Origin of the sequence: Ancylobacter sonchi, assembly GCF_018390695.1 — a bacterium.
GTDB classification, from domain to species: domain Bacteria; phylum Pseudomonadota; class Alphaproteobacteria; order Rhizobiales; family Xanthobacteraceae; genus Ancylobacter; species Ancylobacter sonchi.
In genome coordinates this window covers 735,525-753,870 of sequence record NZ_JAHBGF010000020.1, presented here as the reverse complement: position 1 = coordinate 753,870, position 18,346 = coordinate 735,525, and the positions used below count along the sequence as shown (strand labels likewise).

Genomic DNA, 18,346 nt, shown 5'->3' with positions numbered 1-18,346 from the left:
ACGCCATGCCCGCCCCCTTCAACGTGCTGTGGATCCAGTCCGGCGGCTGCGGCGGCTGCACCATGTCGATGCTGTGCGCCGAGGCGCCGGACCTCTCCACCACGCTGGAGAGCGCCAGTATCCGCCTGCTGTGGCATCCGACCCTCTCGGAGGAGACGGGGGCGGAGGCCCTCGCCCTGTTCGCGCAGGTGCTCGCCGGGGAGATCCGGCTCGACGCGCTGTGCGTGGAAGGCGCCATGCTGCGCGGCCCCAACAATACCGGGCGCTTTCACATTCTGGCCGGTACCGGTGTGCCGACCATCGAATGGGTGCGCCGGCTGGCGGCCGTTGCCGAGAACGTGGTGGCCGTCGGCACCTGCGCGGCCTATGGCGGCGTCACCGCCGCCGGCGCCAACCCGACCGATGCCTGCGGCCTGCAATATGACGGGCGCCGCGAAGGCGGGGCTCTGGGCGCCGCCTATCGTTCGCGCTCGGGCATGCCCGTCATCAATGTCGCCGGTTGCCCGACGCATCCAAACTGGGTGACGGAAACGCTGATGCTGCTGGCGGCGGGGCTCATGGAGGCGGACGATCTCGACGTCTATCGCCGCCCGCGCTTCTACGCCGACCACCTCGTGCACCATGGCTGCCCGCGCAACGAGTATTACGAGTACAAGGCAAGCGCGGAGAAGATGTCCGATCTTGGCTGCATGATGGAGCATCTCGGCTGCCTCGGCACGCAGGCGCATGCCGACTGCAACACGCGGCTGTGGAACGGCGAGGGATCGTGCACGCGGGGCGGCTATGCCTGCATCAACTGCACCGCGCCGGAATTCGAGGAGCCGGGCCACGCCTTCGTCGAGACACCGAAGATCGCCGGCATCCCGGTCGGCCTGCCGACCGACATGCCGAAGGCCTGGTTCGTGGCGCTGTCCTCGCTCGCCAAGGCGGCGACGCCGGAGCGGCTGCGGCTGAACGCGACCAGCGATCATCTCGTCGTGCCGCCGGCCGTGCGCGACATCAAGCGCCGATGAGCGAAAACGTCTCGCCCGAAGGCACCACGCGCCTCGTCGTCGGCCCGTTCAACCGCGTCGAGGGCGACCTGGAAGTGCGGCTGGAGGCGGCACAGGGGCGCGTCGAGGCCGCCTTCGTCTCCTCGCCGCTGTTCCGCGGTTTCGAGCGCATCCTGGAAGGTCGCGATCCGCGCGACGCGCTGGTGATCGCCCCACGCATCTGCGGCATTTGCTCGGTGTCGCAGTCACATGCGGCGGCGCTGGCGCTGGCCGGGGTGCAGGGGCTGGTGCCGACCGACAATGGTCGGGTGGCGACCAACCTGATCGTCGCGACCGAGAACGTCGCCGATCATCTCACGCATTTCCACGTCTTCTTCATGCCGGACTTCGCGCGCGCCTTCTATGCCGACCGGCCGTGGTTCGCGCGCGCCGAGGACCGTTTCAAGGCGGCACAGGGTCGGGCGGTGCGCAAGGCGCTCGAGACGCGTGCGACGCTGCTGCATGTTCTCGGCCTGCTCGCCGGCCGTTGGCCGCATACACTGGCGATCCAGCCCGGCGGCGTTACGCGCGGTGCGGATGCGCGCGACAAGATGCGGCTGCAGGCGACGCTCGGCGCAGTGCGGCGGGCGCTGGAGGATGATCTCTTCGGGACGAAGCTGGAGCGCATCGCGGAACTCGCCTCCCGCGATGAGCTCGACGCCTGGCGCGCCAACGGGCCGGACGGCGATTTCCGCCTGTTTCTCGAAATCGCCGCCGATCTCGAACTGGACCGGCTTGGCCGCGCTTATGACCGCTATCTCAGCTATGGAGCCTATCCCGGCCTCGACGCGCCGTTGTATGCGCGCGGCATCTTCACCGGCGAGGGCCTGGGGAGCGTCGACGTCACCGCTATCGCGGAAGATCACACCAATGCCCGGATGGAAGGGCGCAACCGACCGCATCACCCATTCGACGGGTCGACCCGGCCCGATGCCGAGGACGAAACCGGCTACAGCTGGTGCAAGGCGCCACGGCTCGGTGGCTTGCCGTTCGAGACCGGTGCCGTGGCGCGGCAGATCGTCGACGGCCAGCCGCTCGTCCACGACATCGTGCGGCGGGGCGGCGGCAGTGTGCTGGCGCGCGTGGTGGCGCGGCTGGTGGAGACCGCACGCACGGTGATCGCCATGGAAGGCTGGGTGCGTGCCCTGCAACCCGGCGAGCCGTGGTGCGCGCAGGGAGCCATGCCGGAATATGGCAGAGCGGCGGGGCTCACCGAGGCGGCGCGCGGCGCACTGGGGCATTGGCTGCGGGTGGAGAACGGGCGCATAGCCGGCTACCAGATCATCGCCCCCACCACCTGGAATTTTTCGCCGCGCGACGCGGCCGGAGTGCCAGGGCCACTGGAGGCCGCGCTGGTCGGCGCGCCGATCCGGCAGGGCGAGACGACACCTGTGGCCGTCCAGCATATCGTGCGCTCCTTCGATCCCTGCATGGTCTGCACGGTGCATTGAGGGACGATATGTCCACCGAGGAGATGATCGTCCGAGGCATCGTGCAGGGCGTGGGTTTCCGCCCCTTCGTGTGGCGGCTGGCGATGCGGCTGGGGATCGAGGGCGAGGTCGGCAATCGTGGCGATGCGGTCGTCATCACGGCCTCGGGCGGACAGGCCGCCCTTGATGCACTGGCGGTGGCCTTGACGGCGGAAGCGCCGCCGCTCGCTCGCGTCGATGGCATCGAGCGCAAGGCGGCCCCGCCCTTTGCGGGCCGGGGCTTCACCATTGCCGCCAGCACGCCCGGCACCGTGTCGGTGGGCGTGGTGGCGGATATCGCGACCTGTCCCGCCTGCCATGCCGAGATGCGCGATGCCACCGCCCGTCGCCATCGCTATGCCTTCACCAACTGTACCGATTGCGGCCCGCGCTTTTCCATCGTCGAGGGCCTGCCCTATGACCGCGCCACCACCACCATGCGCGGCTTCCCGATGTGCCCGGCCTGCCGGGCGGAATACGAGAATCCCGCCGACCGGCGCTTTCATGCCCAGCCCATCGCCTGCCCGGCCTGCGGACCTCGCCTCCTGCCGGAGGTCGACGGCGATCCGGTAGAAGTCGCCGCCATGCGACTGCGCGAGGGCGCGATCCTGGCCATCAAGGGCATTGGCGGCTTTCACATCGCCTGCGACGCCACGAATGAAGTCGCGGTTGCGGAGCTGCGTGCCCGCAAGCATCGCCCGACCAAGCCGCTCGCGGTGATGGTGCGCGATCGCGCCATGCTGGACGCGCTGTGCGAGGCGGGCGAAGCGGAACATGCGGCGCTCGCACATCCCTCCGCCCCCATCGTGCTGCTGCGGATGCACGCGGATGCGGCGCTCGCCCCTTCCGTGGCGCCCGGCCAGAACCGCCTCGGCGCGATGCTGCCCTATGCGCCGCTGCATCATCTGCTCATGGAAGCGGTCGGTCGCCCCCTCGTCATGACCAGCGGCAACCGTTCCAGCGAACCGCAGATCTTCCGAGACGCTGAGGCGTATGCCGGGCTGGACGGCATCGTCGACGCCTTCCTCGCTCATGATCGCCCGATCGCGCGGCGGCTGGACGACAGCGTCGTGCAGGTCGCCGCCGGCCATGTGCAGGTCATGCGGCGCGGCCGCGGGCTCGCTCCGGTGCCGCGCGATCTGCCGGCCGGTTTCTCCCAGGCGCCGCCCGTGCTCGCGCTCGGCGGTGAGCTGAAGAGCGCGATCTGCCTGACCGTCGGCGGCAAGGCACTGCTGTCGCATCACCTCGGCGATCTTGAGGAGCCATCGACGCAGGACGAGTTCGAGCGCACCATCGCCGACTACACCGCCCTGTTTGCCCATCGCGCCGCCGCCATCGCGGTGGATCTCCACCCCGATTATCAGCCGAGCCGCTTCGGCGCTGCTCTGGCGGCCGAGCGCGACCTGCCGCTGATCGCCGTCCAGCACCATCACGCGCATATCGCTGCGGTCATGGCCGAGCGGGGCTGGCCACTCGACGGCGGCAAGGTCGTCGGCATCGCGCTCGACGGGTTGGGGCTTGGGGAGGACAGCACGATATGGGGAGCGGAGGTCCTGCTCTGCGATTATCGCGCGAGCCGTCGCCTCGCCCATCTGAAGCCGATCCCGCTGGCGGGCGGGGATATGGCCAATCGCGAGCCGTGGCGGGTGCTGCTGGCCCATCTCGATGTCGCGTTGGGACCCGAGGCGGTGCCTTCCGATCTCTTCGACGAGCTGCCCATCGCCACGCTGCGCGCGATGGTCGCGCGGGGCATCAATGCGCCGCCCGCGAGTTCGGCGGGACGGCTGTTCGACGCCATGGCCGCGCTGCTCCGGCTCGCGCCGCCCCGGATCCGTTTCGAGGGCGAGGCCGCCATGGCATTGCAGGTAGCCGCGGAAGCCGCGCCGGGCGACCAGCCACCCTATCCGTTCGCCGTGGAGAGCGAGAGCGATCTCATCGTCATTGATCCGGCGCCGATGTGGCGCGCGGCGCTGGCCGATCGCGCGGCGGGTCTTGCCGCAACGGTCATGGCCCGGCGGTTTCACACTGGCGTAGCGGATGTCTTCGCCGGCCTCGCCCTCTCTCTCGCCGCGCGGCATGGGGCGAAGGCGATCGCGCTCTCCGGCGGCGTTTTCCAGAACGCGCTGCTGTTGGAGATATTCCTACGGCGCCTCGCCGGCAGCGGCCTCGACATCCTCATCCCGGAACAGGTGCCGACCAATGATGGCGGGCTGGCCTTCGGGCAGGCGGCCGTCGCGGCGGCGCGGCTGACGGATGACTGATCGCTAGCGAGTGACCGCCAGTCCCGACCGATAAGCAGCTTTCCGCTTGTGTTGGAAAGCGCATGACCAGCTTCCGGCGAAATCGACCCGGTCTGCACTCAAGATATTGATATCGTTGAAAGTTACGCGGTGGCACGGGCGTTGCTCAACACTTGATCCAGCCGGACGCCTCGACGTGTCCGGCCTTCGACAATGGAGGGAGGTCGCATGCAAGGGCTCGAAACATTCTATGAGGTGATGCGGCGGCAGGGCATCACCCGCCGCTCGTTCCTCAAATACTGCTCGCTCACCGCCGCCGCGCTCGGTCTGGGGCCGGAATTCGTCCCGCAGATCGCCCATGCCATGGAAACCAAGCCGCGCACCCCGGTGCTGTGGCTGCACGGTCTGGAATGCACTTGCTGCTCCGAGAGTTTCATCCGCTCGGCGCATCCGCTCGCCAAGGATGTCGTACTGTCGATGATATCGCTCGACTATGACGACACGCTGATGGCCTCCGCCGGGCATCAGGCCGAGGCCATCCTTCACGAGGTGATGGAGAAGTACAAAGGCAACTACATCCTCGCGGTGGAGGGCAATCCGCCGCTGAACGAAGACGGCATGTTCTGCATCGTCGGCGGCAAGCCCTTCCTCGATCAGCTGCGCATGGTGGCCAAGGACGCCAAGGCGGTGATCTCCTGGGGCTCCTGCGCCTCGCATGGCTGCGTGCAGGCCGCCCGGCCGAACCCGACCCGCGCCACCCCGGTGCACGAGGTCATCACCGACAAGCCGATCATCAAGGTGCCGGGCTGCCCGCCCATCGCCGAGGTGATGACCGGCGTCATCACCTACATGCTGACCTTCGACCGCATTCCCGAGCTCGACCGGCAGGGCCGGCCGAAGATGTTCTATTCCCAGCGCATCCACGACAAATGCTACCGCCGGCCGCATTTCGACGCCGGCCAGTTCGTCGAGGCCTTCGACGACGAGGGCGCGCGCAAGGGCTATTGCCTCTACAAGGTCGGCTGCAAGGGGCCGACCACCTACAATGCCTGCTCCACCGTGCGCTGGAACGAGGGCACGTCCTTCCCGATCCAGGCCGGGCACGGCTGCATCGGCTGCTCGGAAGACGGCTTCTGGGACAAGGGCTCCTGGTACGCCCGGCTGTCCGATCTGCACGGCGTCGGCTTCGGCATCGAATCCAACGCTGATCGCGTTGGCCTCGCCGCGGCCGGGGTCGTCGGCGGCGCGGTCGCGGTCCATGCCGCGGTGAGCGCGCTCAAGCGCGCCCAGCACAAGGGAGACACCGGCAGGAACACCTCCAACGCCAACGGCTCCAGCCACACGGGAGACGCGGCATGACCATCCAGACGCCGAATGGCTTCAGTCTCGACAATTCCGGCAAGCGCATCGTGGTCGATCCGGTCACTCGTATCGAAGGCCACATGCGCTGCGAGGTGAACGTCGATTCCAACAACGTCATCCGCAACGCCGTCTCAACCGGCACCATGTGGCGCGGGCTGGAGGTGATCTTGAAGGGCCGCGATCCCCGCGACGCGTGGGCCTTCGTGGAGCGAATCTGCGGCGTGTGCACCGGCTGCCACGCGCTCGCCTCGGTGCGCGCGGTGGAGGACGCACTCGACATCAAGATTCCCTACAACGCGCATCTGATCCGCGAGATCATGGCCAAGGTGCTGCAGTGGCACGATCATGTCGTGCACTTCTACCACCTGCACGCGCTCGACTGGGTGAACCCGGTCAACGCGCTCAAGGCTGATCCCAAGGCGACCTCGCAGCTCCAGCAGATGGTCGGGCCGGATCATCCGATGTCCAGCCCCGGCTATTTCCGAGACATCCAGAATCGGCTGAAGAAGTTCGTCGAGAGCGGCCAGCTCGGCCTGTTCAAGAACGGCTACTGGGACAACCCGGCCTACAAGCTGCCGCCCGAGGCCGATCTGATGGCGGTGGCGCATTATCTGGAGGCGCTGGATTTCCAGAAGGAGATCGTCAAGGTCCACACCGTATTCGGCGGCAAGAACCCGCACCCGAACTACATGGTGGGCGGGGTGCCCTGCGCCATCAACATGGAAGGCAACATGTCGGCCGGCGCGCCCCTCAACATGGAGCGGCTGAACTTTGTCCACCAGCGGCTGACCGACGCCTTCGAGTTCTCGAAGAACGTCTACATCCCGGACGTCATCGCCATCGCCTCCTTCTACAAGGACTGGCTCTATGGCGGCGGGCTCTCGGCCACCAACGTCATGGACTATGGCGACTACGAACTGGTGCCGGGCGACAAGAAGACCGACCAGCTTCCGGGCGGCGTGATCCTCAATGGCAACTGGGACGAGGTCCACCCCATCGACCCGCGCGATCCCGAGCAGGTGCAGGAGTTCGTGGCGCATAGCTGGTACAGCTATGGCGACGAAACCAAGGGGCTGCACCCCTGGGACGGCGTGACCGAGCCGAAGTTCCAGCTCGGCCCGAACGCCAAGGGCACCAAGACAGACATTCGCGAGCTCGATGAAAGCGCGAAATATTCCTGGATCAAGGCACCGCGCTGGCGCGGCCATGCGGTCGAGGTGGGGCCGCTGTCGCGCTACATCCTCGCCTGGGGTCACAACGTCACCTATGTGAAGGACCAGATCACCGATGCGGTGGGCCGGTTCAATTCACTGGCCGGTACCAGCCTCACGCCGAAGCAGGCGCTGCCCTCCACGATCGGCCGCACGCTGGCCCGCGCGCTGGAGGCGCATTACTGCGCCAAGATGATGCTTGAGGATTTCGAGCGGCTGATCGGCAACATCAAGGCCGGCGACAGCTCGACCGCGAATGTCGAGAAATGGGATCCCGCCACCTGGCCGAAGGAAGCCAAGGGCGTGGGCACGGTGGCGGCCCCGCGCGGCGGCAATGCCCACTGGATCAAGATCAAGGACGGGCGCATCGAGAACTACCAGTGCGTGGTGCCGACCACCTGGAATGGCGGCCCGCGTGACCCGCAGGGCAATATCGGGGCCTTCGAAGCCTCGCTGATGAACACGCCGATGGAGCGACCGGAGGAGCCGGTCGAAATCCTGCGGACGCTGCATTCTTTCGATCCCTGCCTCGCCTGCTCGACGCATGTCATTGCGCCGGACGGCGAGGAGATGGCCCGCGTCACCGTGCGCTGAGGGGAGATGCGACATGGCAAGCCTCGACCCCGCGACTGTGGAACTACCCACCGAGCGGCCGACCCGCGTGACGGCCGTCTATGTCTATGAAGCTCCAGTCCGCCTCTGGCACTGGATCAACGCAGTCTCCATCACCGTGCTCGCCGTCACCGGCTATCTGATCGGCTCGCCCCTGCCGACCATGTCGGGGGAGGCGAGCGCGCATTACGTGATGGGCACGGTCCGCTTCCTGCATTTCGCCGCCGGCTACATCTTCGCCGTCGGCTTCGTGTTCCGCGTTTACTGGGCGTTCGTCGGCAACCACCATGCACGGCAGCTCTTCGTGCTGCCGTTCTGGCGCCGTTCCTTTTGGATCGGATTGATCGACGAGGCGAAGTGGTACCTGTTCCTGAAGAGCCGGCCGAAGAAATATATCGGCCACAATCCGCTGGCGCAGTTCGCCATGTTCTTTGCCATCGGCATCGGCTCGGTGTTCATGATCGTCACGGGCTTTGCGCTCTATTCGGAGGGCGCCGGGCCGGGCAGCTGGCAGGACCATCTGTTCGGCTGGGTGATCCCGCTGATGGGCGGCAGCCTGAACGTCCACACGTGGCATCATCTCGGCATGTGGGCGATCCTGCTGTTCGTGATCGTCCACGTCTATGCGGCCATCCGCGAGGACATCATGTCCCGCCAATCCATGGTCTCGACCATGATTTCCGGGGTGCGCACCTTCAAGGATGACGACCCGGACTAGCGGCCGGGCGACGAGGTCCCGGTTTTTCGACCGGAGGCCGGCTATGCGGGGGCATAGCCGTTTTTGGGGCGCGACTTCGGTCGCGCCCTTTTTTCGTGCGATGGAATGCTACCTTCCATATTTCCAAAATACCGAAAGGATAGTTTTCAGTCCGTATTTGCACCTATCGGCGCCCCGATATTTTTCTCCATTAAATTCAAACAGATACGAATTTCATGCCATCTGGCACGAGACTTGATTTAAGAAATGTTCGAAACAGAGCGGCAACAGACCGCTCGGTCAACAGACGCCTAGGGATAAAGCGCCAGGAGGACGTCGCATGGGCGACGAACGCATTCTCGTGCTCGGCATCGGCAACATATTGTGGGCCGACGAAGGCTTCGGCGTCCGCGTCGTCGAGGAACTGCACGCGCGCTACGATCTGCCCGAGCACGTCACCGCGCTCGATGGCGGCACGCAGGGCCTCTACCTGCTGCCCTATCTCGAAGATGCCGATACCGTCATCATCGTCGATGCCATCGACTATGGCCTGCCGCCCGCCACGCTGAAGCAGCTGCGCGACGACGAGGTGCCGGCGGTGCTCGGCACGCGCAAGGTGAGCCTGCATCAGACCGGTTTCCAGGAAGTGCTGGCGCTGTTGCAGTTTCGCGGTTGCGCGCCGGAGCGGCTGCGGCTGGTCGGCGTGCAGCCCGAACGGCTCGACGACTATGGCGGAGGGCTCACTCCCGCCATCGCCGCGCAGGTGGAGCCCGCTCTCGCATTGGTGGTCGGCCTGCTCGTCGACGAGTTCGGCATAACGGTGTCGCCGCGCCGCTCGTCCGAAGGGTTCACCCCGCCCGCCGTCAGTCGCGAGGCCTATGAGGCCGGCCGGCCGGCTGCCGAGGACGCCTGCCGCATCGGCGATGCCCGCGTACTCGCCGGCTGGCGTTAGGAGCTCCTGCCATGTGCCTCGGCATCCCGATGGAGATCGTCAGCATGGAAGGCCTCGCGGCACGGTGCCGGACAGGTGGCGAGATCCACCTCGTCGATCTGTCGCTGCTTCCGGAGGCGCAACCCGGCGACCATGTGCTGACCTTTCTCGGTGTCGGCCGCCGCCTGCTCGATGCTCACGAGGCACATCTGATCGCACAGGCGCTCCAAGCCGTCGCGGCGGCAATGAACGGACAGGCTGCCGATATCGAACATGCCTTTGCCGACCTGATCGGACGTGAGCCGACACTGCCGGCCCACCTCGCCCCGCTTGTCCCGTCCCGCTCGGAGCCGAATACATGACACAGGAAACGCTCCACCCGCTGGTGGCCCGGCTGACCAGCACGCATGGCTATCCCTATCTCGACAGCGAGGAGGACGCGGTCGCGGCACTGCCGCCGGGCGACAGCCTCCTGTTCCTTCCCGCCCATGGCAAGGCGCATATGGAAACGCCGGACATCGCCGTTGTGCTCCCCGAGCTGGTCGGAGCGCTCGGCGCCGCATCCACCATGGGCGGCGCCGTTGCGGGGCCGGCCTATGAGAGGCAGCTGCGCGAGCAGCTCGGGGGCATCGCCCTGCCTGCCATCGTGGTGATGCGTGGCGGCCGTCCGCTCGGCTCGCTGTCGCGCATGCGCGACTGGGACGAATTCCTCGAACGCCTGTCCACCGTCATCGCGCGTCCCCTCGCCGCCACCAGCCATTGAGGCTCGCCATGTCGTCCATCCCCTTTGCGACGGTTCCCCCGATCGGCTACGGCCCCGGCAGCCAGCCGGACGAAGACGCTGACGGCCTCGCCTATCTCGCCATGCCCTCGGGCATGCGCATCTATGAACCGCACCTGCCGGAGGTCGACGACCCCGCGCGCTTCGAGCCCGCCTTCGCGACGCTGGAGGCGATCCGCGCCGCGCTGGCGCAGTGGACGCCGAACGGCTCGACCACGGTCGCGCTCGGCCAGCTCGACGCCGAGAACCGGGCGCTGATCGACGAAACGCTGGGCGAAGGCGAAGTCGCCATCGTGGTCGAAACTCCCGGCGAGCGCATCGAGATACAGGAGGCGACCTGCGCCGGCGTCTGGCGCGTGCGCGGAACCTCGACGGCGGCGGGCAAAGCGCCCGTCACGCGCGAGCGCATCGATGTTGCTGCCTTTCCGCGCGGCGCGCTGGTGCGGGCCTTTCCCCGCGAATGGCCGATCGACCTCGACGAGGCGGTCAAGGCACGGCCGGGTGTGGTCAATGCGCCCGCCATCCTCACCGAGATCGTTCACAAGAGCCGCGAGCGCCGCCCCGGCGGGCTCCCGCATGTGGTCAATCTCAGCCTGTTGCCGCACACGCCGGAAGACCTCGCGCTGATCGAGGCCGGGCTCGGGCGCGGCGGCATCACCATCCTGTCGCGCGGCTACGGCAATTGCCGCATCGACGCCACCGCCACCACCGGCGTCTGGCGGGTGCGCTACTACAATTCGGCCGACACGTTGATCCTCGACACCATCGAGGTGACCGAGGTTCCCGACGTCGCCTGCGCCGCGCCGGAGGACATCGCCGATTCCGCCGAACGCCTCGCCGACATCCTCGCCGCGCTACGCTAGGAGCGGATCATGCTGACCAAGCGTTTCGAAGGCTCCTTCCTCGGCGACGCCGCCCGCCTCGCGCCGGACGCCGTGCTCGAATGCAAGATCTGCTGGCATGTCTACGATCCGGCGGAGGGGTGCGACTATTGGCAGGTGCCTGCCGATACGCCCTTCGCGGATCTGCCCGAGGATTGGCGTTGCCCGAAATGCGACGGCGCGCGCGACCAGTTCATGGTGATCGATGCCGGCGGCGAAACGTCTCCTGCGTCGCCACCCCCGCCTCCCGCCGCGACCACGCAGAGCGGTGGGGAGGCGCGGCTCCAGGCGCTGGCGGCCGACATGCCGGGGCGCTTCGAGGCGGCGTTCAAGGAGATCCATGTCGGGCAGATGCGCGGCGTGCCGCTGCTCAACGAGACGCTGGAGGTGAAGGCCATCGGCTTCCGTCCGCATGAGGCGCGCGTGCTTGGCATGCTCATCACGCCGTGGTTCATGAACATTGTTCTCGTGCCGGGCCCGGGGGACGACTGGTCGGCGCTGGTTCCGGGCGCCAAGGAGCTCATCGGTTTTCCGTCGGGCCAATACGAGTTCGTCGGCGCCAACCGCCCGGAAACCGGCCCCTACAAGGCGTGCTCGCTGTTCTCGCCAATGTTCGACTTCACCTCGATGCTGCAGGCTACCGAGACGGCGCGCGCCGCGCTCGCCGCGCTGTTCGACCCCGCCATCCGCGAGGAAGGCGACCGCTCAGGCGAGATCCGCCGGGCACGGGAAGAGGCGGTGCAGGCGGAGGGCGAGCCGGTGAGCCCCGACGGCGATGCAGGTTCGCGCCCCGACGCAGATAACGGGCCCCCGGCTGTCCCCACGCGTCGCGCGCTTATTTTCGGCTCCGGCCTCGCCTCCGGCGACACCGCATCGCGGGAGCCGGTGGCCTCATGATCGGCGCGCTCGACATAGCGCTGGATACCAGCGCAGCCGGCGCACATTGGCGCCTGACGACCACCGGGGGGCCGGGCAACGCCGCTTGGGTCGTCGGCAGGCGCGCGGAGGAGGCCATTCGGCTGATTCCACGTGTCTTCAATCTGTGTTCGGCCGCTCACGCCGAAGCCGCGAGAGGTGCGCTCGGCCTATCGTCAGGCACCGCCGCGCCGGACGGGTTGCTTGCCCGGCAGGAGCGGCGGCGCGACCATGCCGTCTCTATTCTGTGCGACTGGCCTTCCATCCTCGGCAGCCAGCCGGATCGCACGGCGCTCAAGGGCCTCGCGGGCGGCTCGGATCAGGCCATGCAGGCCCTGCGCCGGCATCTGCTCGGTGGCGAGATCGATCTCGCGAACGCCACTACAGGTGAGGTCGATCGGTGGCTGGTCGCGCAGGCCAGCCCCACGGCTCGCCTGTTGGCGCATGTCCGTGCCACCGTCGATCCGGCCTGGGGCCGCGCTGAGCTCGCCGCGCCGCAACCGGCGGACATCGCTGCCGCGCTCGAGGCCGGCTTCCCCACCGAACCGCGAGAGACCACCGTCGCGGATTATTGGCGTGCAGCGCCGGTGCTGCGCGAATTTCACGCGCGCGAGGGGGCGAGCCTGTTCGTGCGCATGCTCGCCCGGCTGCTCGACCTGCTCAGCTGCCTCGGAGCCGGGCGCCTTCGTGCGGACCCGGTATCTTCGCCCGGTGGCGGGATCGGCATCGCCCGCGCGGCGCGCGGCTTGCTGGCGCATCGCGCCCGCCTCGCCGACGGCATCGTCGCCGACTATCGCGTGCTGTCGCCGAGCGCGTGGAACCTCGCTGCCGGCGGGCTCCTCCAGAGCATGCTCGCCGCCTTGCCGATGGGCACGCGGACGCCGATGCTGGCGCGTCTCGTCGTCTCCTGCGTCAATCCGTGCGTGCCGGTGACGCTAAGGCTCGGCGCGATGGAGGGCGTTCATCATGCATGAGATGGCGCTATGCGAGAGCCTGCTGGACTCGCTGCGCGATGCGGCTCGCGCACACGGCTTCGCCAAGGTGACGAAGGTCCGGCTGGTCGTCGGCCCGTTCGCCGGCGTCGAGGTCGAGGCGCTGCGCTTCGGCTTCGACGTGGTGATGCGGGGATCGCTGGCCGAGGATGCACGGCTCGAAATTCTCGACGAGCCTGGCACCGCCTGGTGCTTCGACTGCAACGAGACCGTGGGCCTGCCCGACCGGCTTTCCCCCTGCCCCGCCTGCGGTGGGGAAAGGCTGCGGCCCAATGGCGGCACGGATATGCGTATCAAGGATCTGGAGGTGATGTGATGTGTGTCTCATGCGGCTGCGGACCGGACCAGGTCGTCATCTCGGGTGCCCATAGCGAACATCGCCATCCTGCGCACGATCATGATCACCCTCATGACCACCCCAACGATCACGGGCACGGGCACGACCATCACCACGGCACGCCGGCAGAGGCCCGGATGGTGGAGATCGAACGCGGCATCCTCGCCAAGAACGACGCCTATGCCGCGCGGAACCGCACACGCCTGAATGCCGGCGGCATCGTCTCGCTCAATCTTCTGGCTGGTCCCGGCGCCGGCAAGACCACGCTTCTCGTCGAGACGTTGCGGGCACTCGGTGGGCGCGTGCCGGCGGCGGTGATCGAAGGCGACCAGCAGACGGCGAACGACGCGGAGCGCATCCGGGCCACCGGAACACCCGCCGTGCAGATCAACACCGGCAAGGGCTGCCATCTCGACGCGCACTTGGTCGGTCATGCGCTGGACGAGCTGCCGCTGCCGCCGGGCGGCGTCCTGTTCATCGAGAATGTCGGCAACCTCGTCTGCCCGGCCGCCTTCGATCTGGGCGAGGATATGCGCGTCACCTTGCTCTCAGTCACCGAAGGCGAAGACAAGCCTCTGAAATACCCGGATATCTTCGAAACGGCCGATCTGGTCCTGCTCACCAAGACCGATCTGCTGCCCTATCTCGACGTCGACGTCGATGCTATCGAGCGCAACATCGCGCGGATCAACCCGGTCGCGTCCATCCTCCATGTCTGCGCCAAGGGACCCAATGGTCTCGCCGGATGGCTGGACTGGCTCGGCGAGGTCCGGCGGCGACGCCTCGATCGGCTCGCGGCGGATTCCGAAAGCAGGGCGCAGGCCCTGCGCGCCGCGGCGGAGGCGCTGCCGTGAGCCAGACCCGCCCCGGCATCCTGGTCGTCGACGACGAGCCGCGTTCGGTCGAGGTGATCGCACGCGTGCTCGGCGAGGATTTCGATGTCCATACCGCGCTGGAAGCCGCCAGTGCGTTGCAGGTGCTGGAGAATGAGTGGATCCAGGTCGTCTTCTGCGACCAGCGCATGCCCGAGCGCTCGGGCGTGGACTTTCTCACCGAGGTTCGCCGGCGCTGGCCGGATGTGGTGCGCATCATCGTCACCGGCTACACCGATCCGCAGGACATGATCGGCGCCATCAATGAAGCCGGCATCCATCAGTTCATCACCAAACCCTGGCATCCCGACCAGTTACTGCTGGCCGCACAAGGGGCAACCCGGCTCTATCATCTGCAGCGCGAGTACGACCGGCTCTCGCTGGAGCTCAAGCTCGCCGCGCCCGCCGCCGAGGTTCGCGTCGCCGAGCAACATGAGCGCGTGCTGCGCAACTTTCATTTCGACGCGCTGGTGCGCACGCCCGGCAGCCCGCTGAACGAGGTCTGCCGCCGCGCCGCGCAGGTCGCAGCCTTCGACATCCCGGTGCTGGTGCTGGGAGAAACCGGCACCGGCAAGGAGCTGCTGGCGCGCGCCATCCACTATTCGAGCCTGCGTTCGGAGCGCCCGTTCTTCGCGGTGAACTGCGGGGCAATCCCCGACGAATTGCTGGAATCCGAACTGTTCGGCCACAAGAAGGGGTCGTTCACCGGCGCGCACAGCACACGTATCGGCCTTCTCGACCAAGCGGACGGCGGCACCATCCTGCTCGACGAGATCGGCGATGTATCTCCGGCCTTCCAGGTGAAGCTGCTGAGGTTCCTTCAGGAGGGTGAAATCCGCCCGGTCGGCTCGAACGAGACCAAGCGTGTCGATGTGCGCATCGTCGCCGCCACCCATCGCGATCTCGCTGGCGAGGTGAAGGCCGGGCGCTTCCGCGAGGACCTGTATTATCGGCTTGCCGCGATGGTGCTGACGCTGCCGCCGCTGCGCGAGCGGAAGGGCGATTTGCGGGTGCTCGCGCTGCGTATCCTCGACAGCCTGTCCGGTACGCATGGCAAGCGCACCAAAGGCTTCACCGAGGAGGCGCTGGCCTGCATCGAGGCCTATGACTGGCCGGGCAATGTGCGCGAATTGCAGAATGAGCTCACCCGCATGCTGGTGCTGGCGGGCGGCGAGCCTCTGGGCGCCGACCTCTTGTCGCCCCATGTGCTGCGCGGTGCCGCGGCCTCCAGCGCCAGGGCGGCGCCTGCCGATCTCGCCGTGCAGGAGAGCGGGCCGCTGAAGGATCGCATCGAGCGCATGGAAGCGTTGATCCTGATGGAAACGCTGCTGCGCTGCCGCTGGAACAAGAGCCGCGCGGCGGAAGAACTGGGCCTTTCCCGCGTCGGGCTCCGCGCCAAGCTCGACCGTTACGGCATCGCCCGCGACGGCACTTTCGGGCGTAGCCATTGAGGAGAAACCGCCATGTGTCTCGGCATTCCCGGTCGCATCGTCGCGATCGTCGATGAGGACGCCATGCTTGCGAGCGTCGATGTCTCGGGCGTCCGCCGCACCGTCGACATCGTCTGCGTCGCCGAACCCGGCCGCGACCTCGGCGAACTGATCGGCGCGTGGGTACTCGTGCATGTCGGCTTCGCCATGAGCGTCATCGACGAGGAGGAGGCCGCCGCCACGCTGAAGGTGCTCACCGAGATCGGCGAGGCCGAAGGCGAGATCGAAGCGATGCGCACCGGCAGCGTCGAACCCTTCCATCCATCCACCGCGCCGCGCGCGCAGTGAGCGGGAGTTCCATCATGCGCTATGTCGATGAATTCCGCGATCCGATCCTGGCACGCGGCCTGATCCGCGAGATCGAAACCCTTTCCGCGCGTATGGAGCGCGGCCGCGACCGGCCGTTCTCGATCATGGAGGTTTGCGGCGGCCATACCCATGCCATCTTCCGCTACGGGCTGGAGGGCCTGCTGCCCGACATCATCGAATTCGTGCATGGGCCGGGCTGTCCGGTCTGCGTATTGCCGATGGGGCGCGTCGATGACTGCGTCGCCATCGCTGAGCAGCCCGAGGTGATCTTCGCCACCTTCGGCGACGCCATGCGGGTGCCCGGCTCGCGCAAGAGCCTGCTCACCGCCAAGGCGGAGGGGGCCGACATACGCATGGTCTATTCGCCGCTCGACGCGCTGGCGCTGGCCCGCCGCAATCCCGAGCGGGAGGTGGTGTTCTTCGGGCTCGGCTTCGAGACGACCATGCCCTCCACCGCGCTAACCGTGCTGCGTGCGGCGCGCGAGAGTATCGAGAATTTCTCGATCTTCTGCAACCACATCACCATCATCCCGACGCTTCGGGCGCTGCTGGAGATGCCCGATCTCGGCATCGACGGCTTTATCGGGCCGGGCCATGTCTCCATGGTCATCGGCACCGAGCCCTATCGTTTCATCGCCGAGGAATTCGGCAAGCCGATGGTGGTCGCCGGCTTCGAGCCGATCGACCTTTTGCAGTCGCTGCTCATGGTGCTGCGGCAGCTGGACGAGGGGCGTGCCGCCATCGAGAACCAGTATGCGCGAGTGGTGCCGGATGCCGGCAATCCGCGTGCGATGGGGGCCGTCGAGCAAGTCTATGAGCTGCGGCCGACCTTCGAATGGCGCGGCCTCGGCTCCATCGAGCATTCCGGGGTCCGGCTGCGCGACGCCTATGCGCGCTTCGATGCCGAGCGGCGTTTCTCGACGCCGGAAGTGCAGGTGGCCGACCCTGCCGCCTGTCGCTGCGGCGAGGTACTGACCGGCCAATTGAAGCCGTGGGCGTGCCCGATGTTCGGCACTTCCTGCACGCCGGAAACGCCGCTCGGCGCGCTCATGGTGTCCTCCGAGGGCTCCTGCGCGGCCTATTACCAATATGGCGGCATGCGCCAGCCTCATCTGGAGGGTGCGGCATGAACAACGCCTTCCCGATACCCGTTCGCGCGCCGCGTCGCGCCTTGCCGAAGTCGGTCACGCTGGCCCATGGCGGCGGCGGCAGCGCCATGCGTGACCTGATCGACGAGGTGTTCATCGACACCTTCAAGAGCACCACGGGCGCTCCCGAAGATCAGGCCCGCTTCGATCTCGCCGCGTTGATGGCGCAGGGCGATCGCCTCGCCTTCACCACCGACGGCTTCGTCGTCGACCCGCTGTTCTTTCCCGGCGGCGACATCGGCAAGCTCGCGGTCTGCGGCACGATCAACGATCTCGCCGTCGGAGCGGCCCGGCCGGTGGCACTGTCCTGCGCCGTGATCATCGAGGAGGGCCTGCCGCTCGCCACCCTGCGAAGCGTGGCACGCTCCATGGCCGAAACCGCCCATGCCGCCGGTGTACCGATCGTCACCGGCGACACCAAGGTCGTTGCGCGGGGAGCCTGCGACAAGCTGTTCATCACCACCACCGGCATCGGCGTGGTGCGCACCGGCATCGAGGTCGGCATCGGGCGGGCGCGGCCCGGCGACGTCATTCTGGTGAATGGCCAGCTCGGCGACCATGGTGCGGCGATCCTGAACGCACGTGGCGACCTCGCCCTGGAAACCGCCATCGAAAGCGACTGCGCAGCTCTGCATGGCTTGATCGACGCCCTCGTCGCGGCGGCGCCGGGCGTGCGGACGATGCGCGACGCGACACGCGGTGGTGTGGCGGCGGTGCTGAACGAGTTGGCCGCGGCGAGCGGCGTCGGCGTGCGCATCCGCGAGCTGGATACGCCAATCCGCAGCGACGTTCTGGGCTTCTGCGAGATTCTCGGCCTTGACCCGCTCTACCTCGCCAATGAAGGCAAGATCGTCGCCGTGGTGCCGCCTGATCAGGCCGCGGCCGCCTTGCAGGCCTTGCGCGACCATCCGCTTGGACGTGGGGCGGCGGCGATCGGCCGCGTCACCGATACGCGTCCCGGCAGGGTGGTCATGGAGACACGCCTCGGCGGCGACCGCATCGTCGACATGCTGGTCGGCGATCAGCTTCCCCGTATCTGCTAACTCGACACCCGCTCCCAGGAGATTC

18 protein-coding genes are annotated in these 18,346 nt (G+C 67.5%); all 18 read left to right on the top strand.

The annotated features are described in order from the left end of the window. Positions 1-5: 5 nt before the first annotated feature. Positions 6-1,013 (top strand): NADH-quinone oxidoreductase subunit B family protein, encoded by a 1,008-nt coding sequence (locus KHC28_RS14120; RefSeq protein ID WP_214008964.1) that lies wholly within the window; start codon positions 6-8, stop codon positions 1,011-1,013. Next, positions 1,010-2,482: a nickel-dependent hydrogenase large subunit gene (locus KHC28_RS14115; RefSeq protein ID WP_214008963.1), complete on the top strand. Its 1,473-nt coding sequence runs from the start codon at positions 1,010-1,012 to the stop codon at positions 2,480-2,482. The genes KHC28_RS14120 and KHC28_RS14115 overlap by 4 nt, the downstream gene beginning before the upstream one ends. 8 nt (positions 2,483-2,490) lie before the next feature. Beyond that, a complete protein-coding gene (gene hypF / locus KHC28_RS14110; RefSeq protein WP_214008962.1) occupies positions 2,491-4,761 on the top strand; it encodes a carbamoyltransferase HypF in 2,271 nt (756 codons plus the stop codon). A 207-nt stretch (positions 4,762-4,968) separates the two neighbouring features. After that, positions 4,969-6,099, top strand: coding sequence for a hydrogenase small subunit (locus KHC28_RS14105; protein WP_214008961.1), 1,131 nt, complete (start codon positions 4,969-4,971; stop codon positions 6,097-6,099). Continuing rightward, positions 6,096-7,907, top strand: a complete 1,812-nt coding sequence (locus tag KHC28_RS14100) for a nickel-dependent hydrogenase large subunit (RefSeq protein WP_214008960.1) — start codon at positions 6,096-6,098, stop codon at positions 7,905-7,907. The genes KHC28_RS14105 and KHC28_RS14100 overlap by 4 nt, the downstream gene beginning before the upstream one ends. A 13-nt stretch (positions 7,908-7,920) precedes the next feature. Next, the gene (cybH, locus tag KHC28_RS14095) at positions 7,921-8,643 is read left to right on the top strand and encodes a Ni/Fe-hydrogenase, b-type cytochrome subunit (RefSeq protein WP_246564759.1); all 723 of its coding nucleotides are present in this window, start codon (positions 7,921-7,923) and stop codon (positions 8,641-8,643) included. Positions 8,644-8,962: 319 nt separating this feature from the next. After that, positions 8,963-9,574 (top strand): HyaD/HybD family hydrogenase maturation endopeptidase, encoded by a 612-nt coding sequence (locus KHC28_RS14090; RefSeq protein WP_214008958.1) that lies wholly within the window; start codon positions 8,963-8,965, stop codon positions 9,572-9,574. An 11-nt stretch (positions 9,575-9,585) separates the two neighbouring features. After that, on the top strand, positions 9,586-9,915 hold the full coding sequence (locus tag KHC28_RS14085) for a HypC/HybG/HupF family hydrogenase formation chaperone (protein WP_214008957.1): 330 nt from the start codon (positions 9,586-9,588) through the stop codon (positions 9,913-9,915). After that, positions 9,912-10,316, top strand: coding sequence for a thioredoxin domain-containing protein (locus KHC28_RS14080; RefSeq protein WP_214008956.1), 405 nt, complete (start codon positions 9,912-9,914; stop codon positions 10,314-10,316). The genes KHC28_RS14085 and KHC28_RS14080 overlap by 4 nt, the downstream gene beginning before the upstream one ends. An 8-nt stretch (positions 10,317-10,324) precedes the next feature. After that, positions 10,325-11,197 (top strand): hydrogenase expression/formation protein, encoded by an 873-nt coding sequence (locus KHC28_RS14075; protein WP_214008955.1) that lies wholly within the window; start codon positions 10,325-10,327, stop codon positions 11,195-11,197. A 9-nt stretch (positions 11,198-11,206) separates the two neighbouring features. Further along, entirely contained in the window at positions 11,207-12,112 is a 906-nt protein-coding gene (hybE, locus tag KHC28_RS14070; RefSeq protein WP_214008954.1) for a [NiFe]-hydrogenase assembly chaperone HybE, read from the top strand. Next, complete coding sequence (locus KHC28_RS14065; protein ID WP_214008953.1) at positions 12,109-13,104, top strand: hypothetical protein; 996 nt, start codon at positions 12,109-12,111, stop codon at positions 13,102-13,104. Before hybE ends, KHC28_RS14065 begins: the two co-directional genes overlap by 4 nt. Beyond that, positions 13,097-13,438 carry a hydrogenase maturation nickel metallochaperone HypA gene (gene hypA, locus KHC28_RS14060; protein ID WP_214008952.1) on the top strand — a complete coding sequence of 114 codons (342 nt, stop codon included), beginning with the start codon at positions 13,097-13,099 and terminating at the stop codon, positions 13,436-13,438. The genes KHC28_RS14065 and hypA overlap by 8 nt, the downstream gene beginning before the upstream one ends. Then, positions 13,438-14,313, top strand: coding sequence for a hydrogenase nickel incorporation protein HypB (hypB, locus tag KHC28_RS14055; protein WP_214008951.1), 876 nt, complete (start codon positions 13,438-13,440; stop codon positions 14,311-14,313). The genes hypA and hypB overlap by 1 nt, the downstream gene beginning before the upstream one ends. Then, on the top strand, positions 14,310-15,782 hold the full coding sequence (locus KHC28_RS14050; protein ID WP_312893190.1) for a sigma-54-dependent transcriptional regulator: 1,473 nt from the start codon (positions 14,310-14,312) through the stop codon (positions 15,780-15,782). The genes hypB and KHC28_RS14050 overlap by 4 nt, the downstream gene beginning before the upstream one ends. Before the next feature lie 12 nt (positions 15,783-15,794). Further along, positions 15,795-16,109, top strand: a complete 315-nt coding sequence (locus KHC28_RS14045; RefSeq protein ID WP_214008949.1) for a HypC/HybG/HupF family hydrogenase formation chaperone — start codon at positions 15,795-15,797, stop codon at positions 16,107-16,109. 14 nt (positions 16,110-16,123) lie between these two features. Further along, entirely contained in the window at positions 16,124-17,260 is a 1,137-nt protein-coding gene (gene hypD / locus KHC28_RS14040) for a hydrogenase formation protein HypD (protein ID WP_214008948.1), read from the top strand. Further along, positions 17,257-18,321, top strand: coding sequence for a hydrogenase expression/formation protein HypE (gene hypE / locus KHC28_RS14035; protein WP_214008947.1), 1,065 nt, complete (start codon positions 17,257-17,259; stop codon positions 18,319-18,321). Before hypD ends, hypE begins: the two co-directional genes overlap by 4 nt. Positions 18,322-18,346 lie beyond the last annotated feature (25 nt).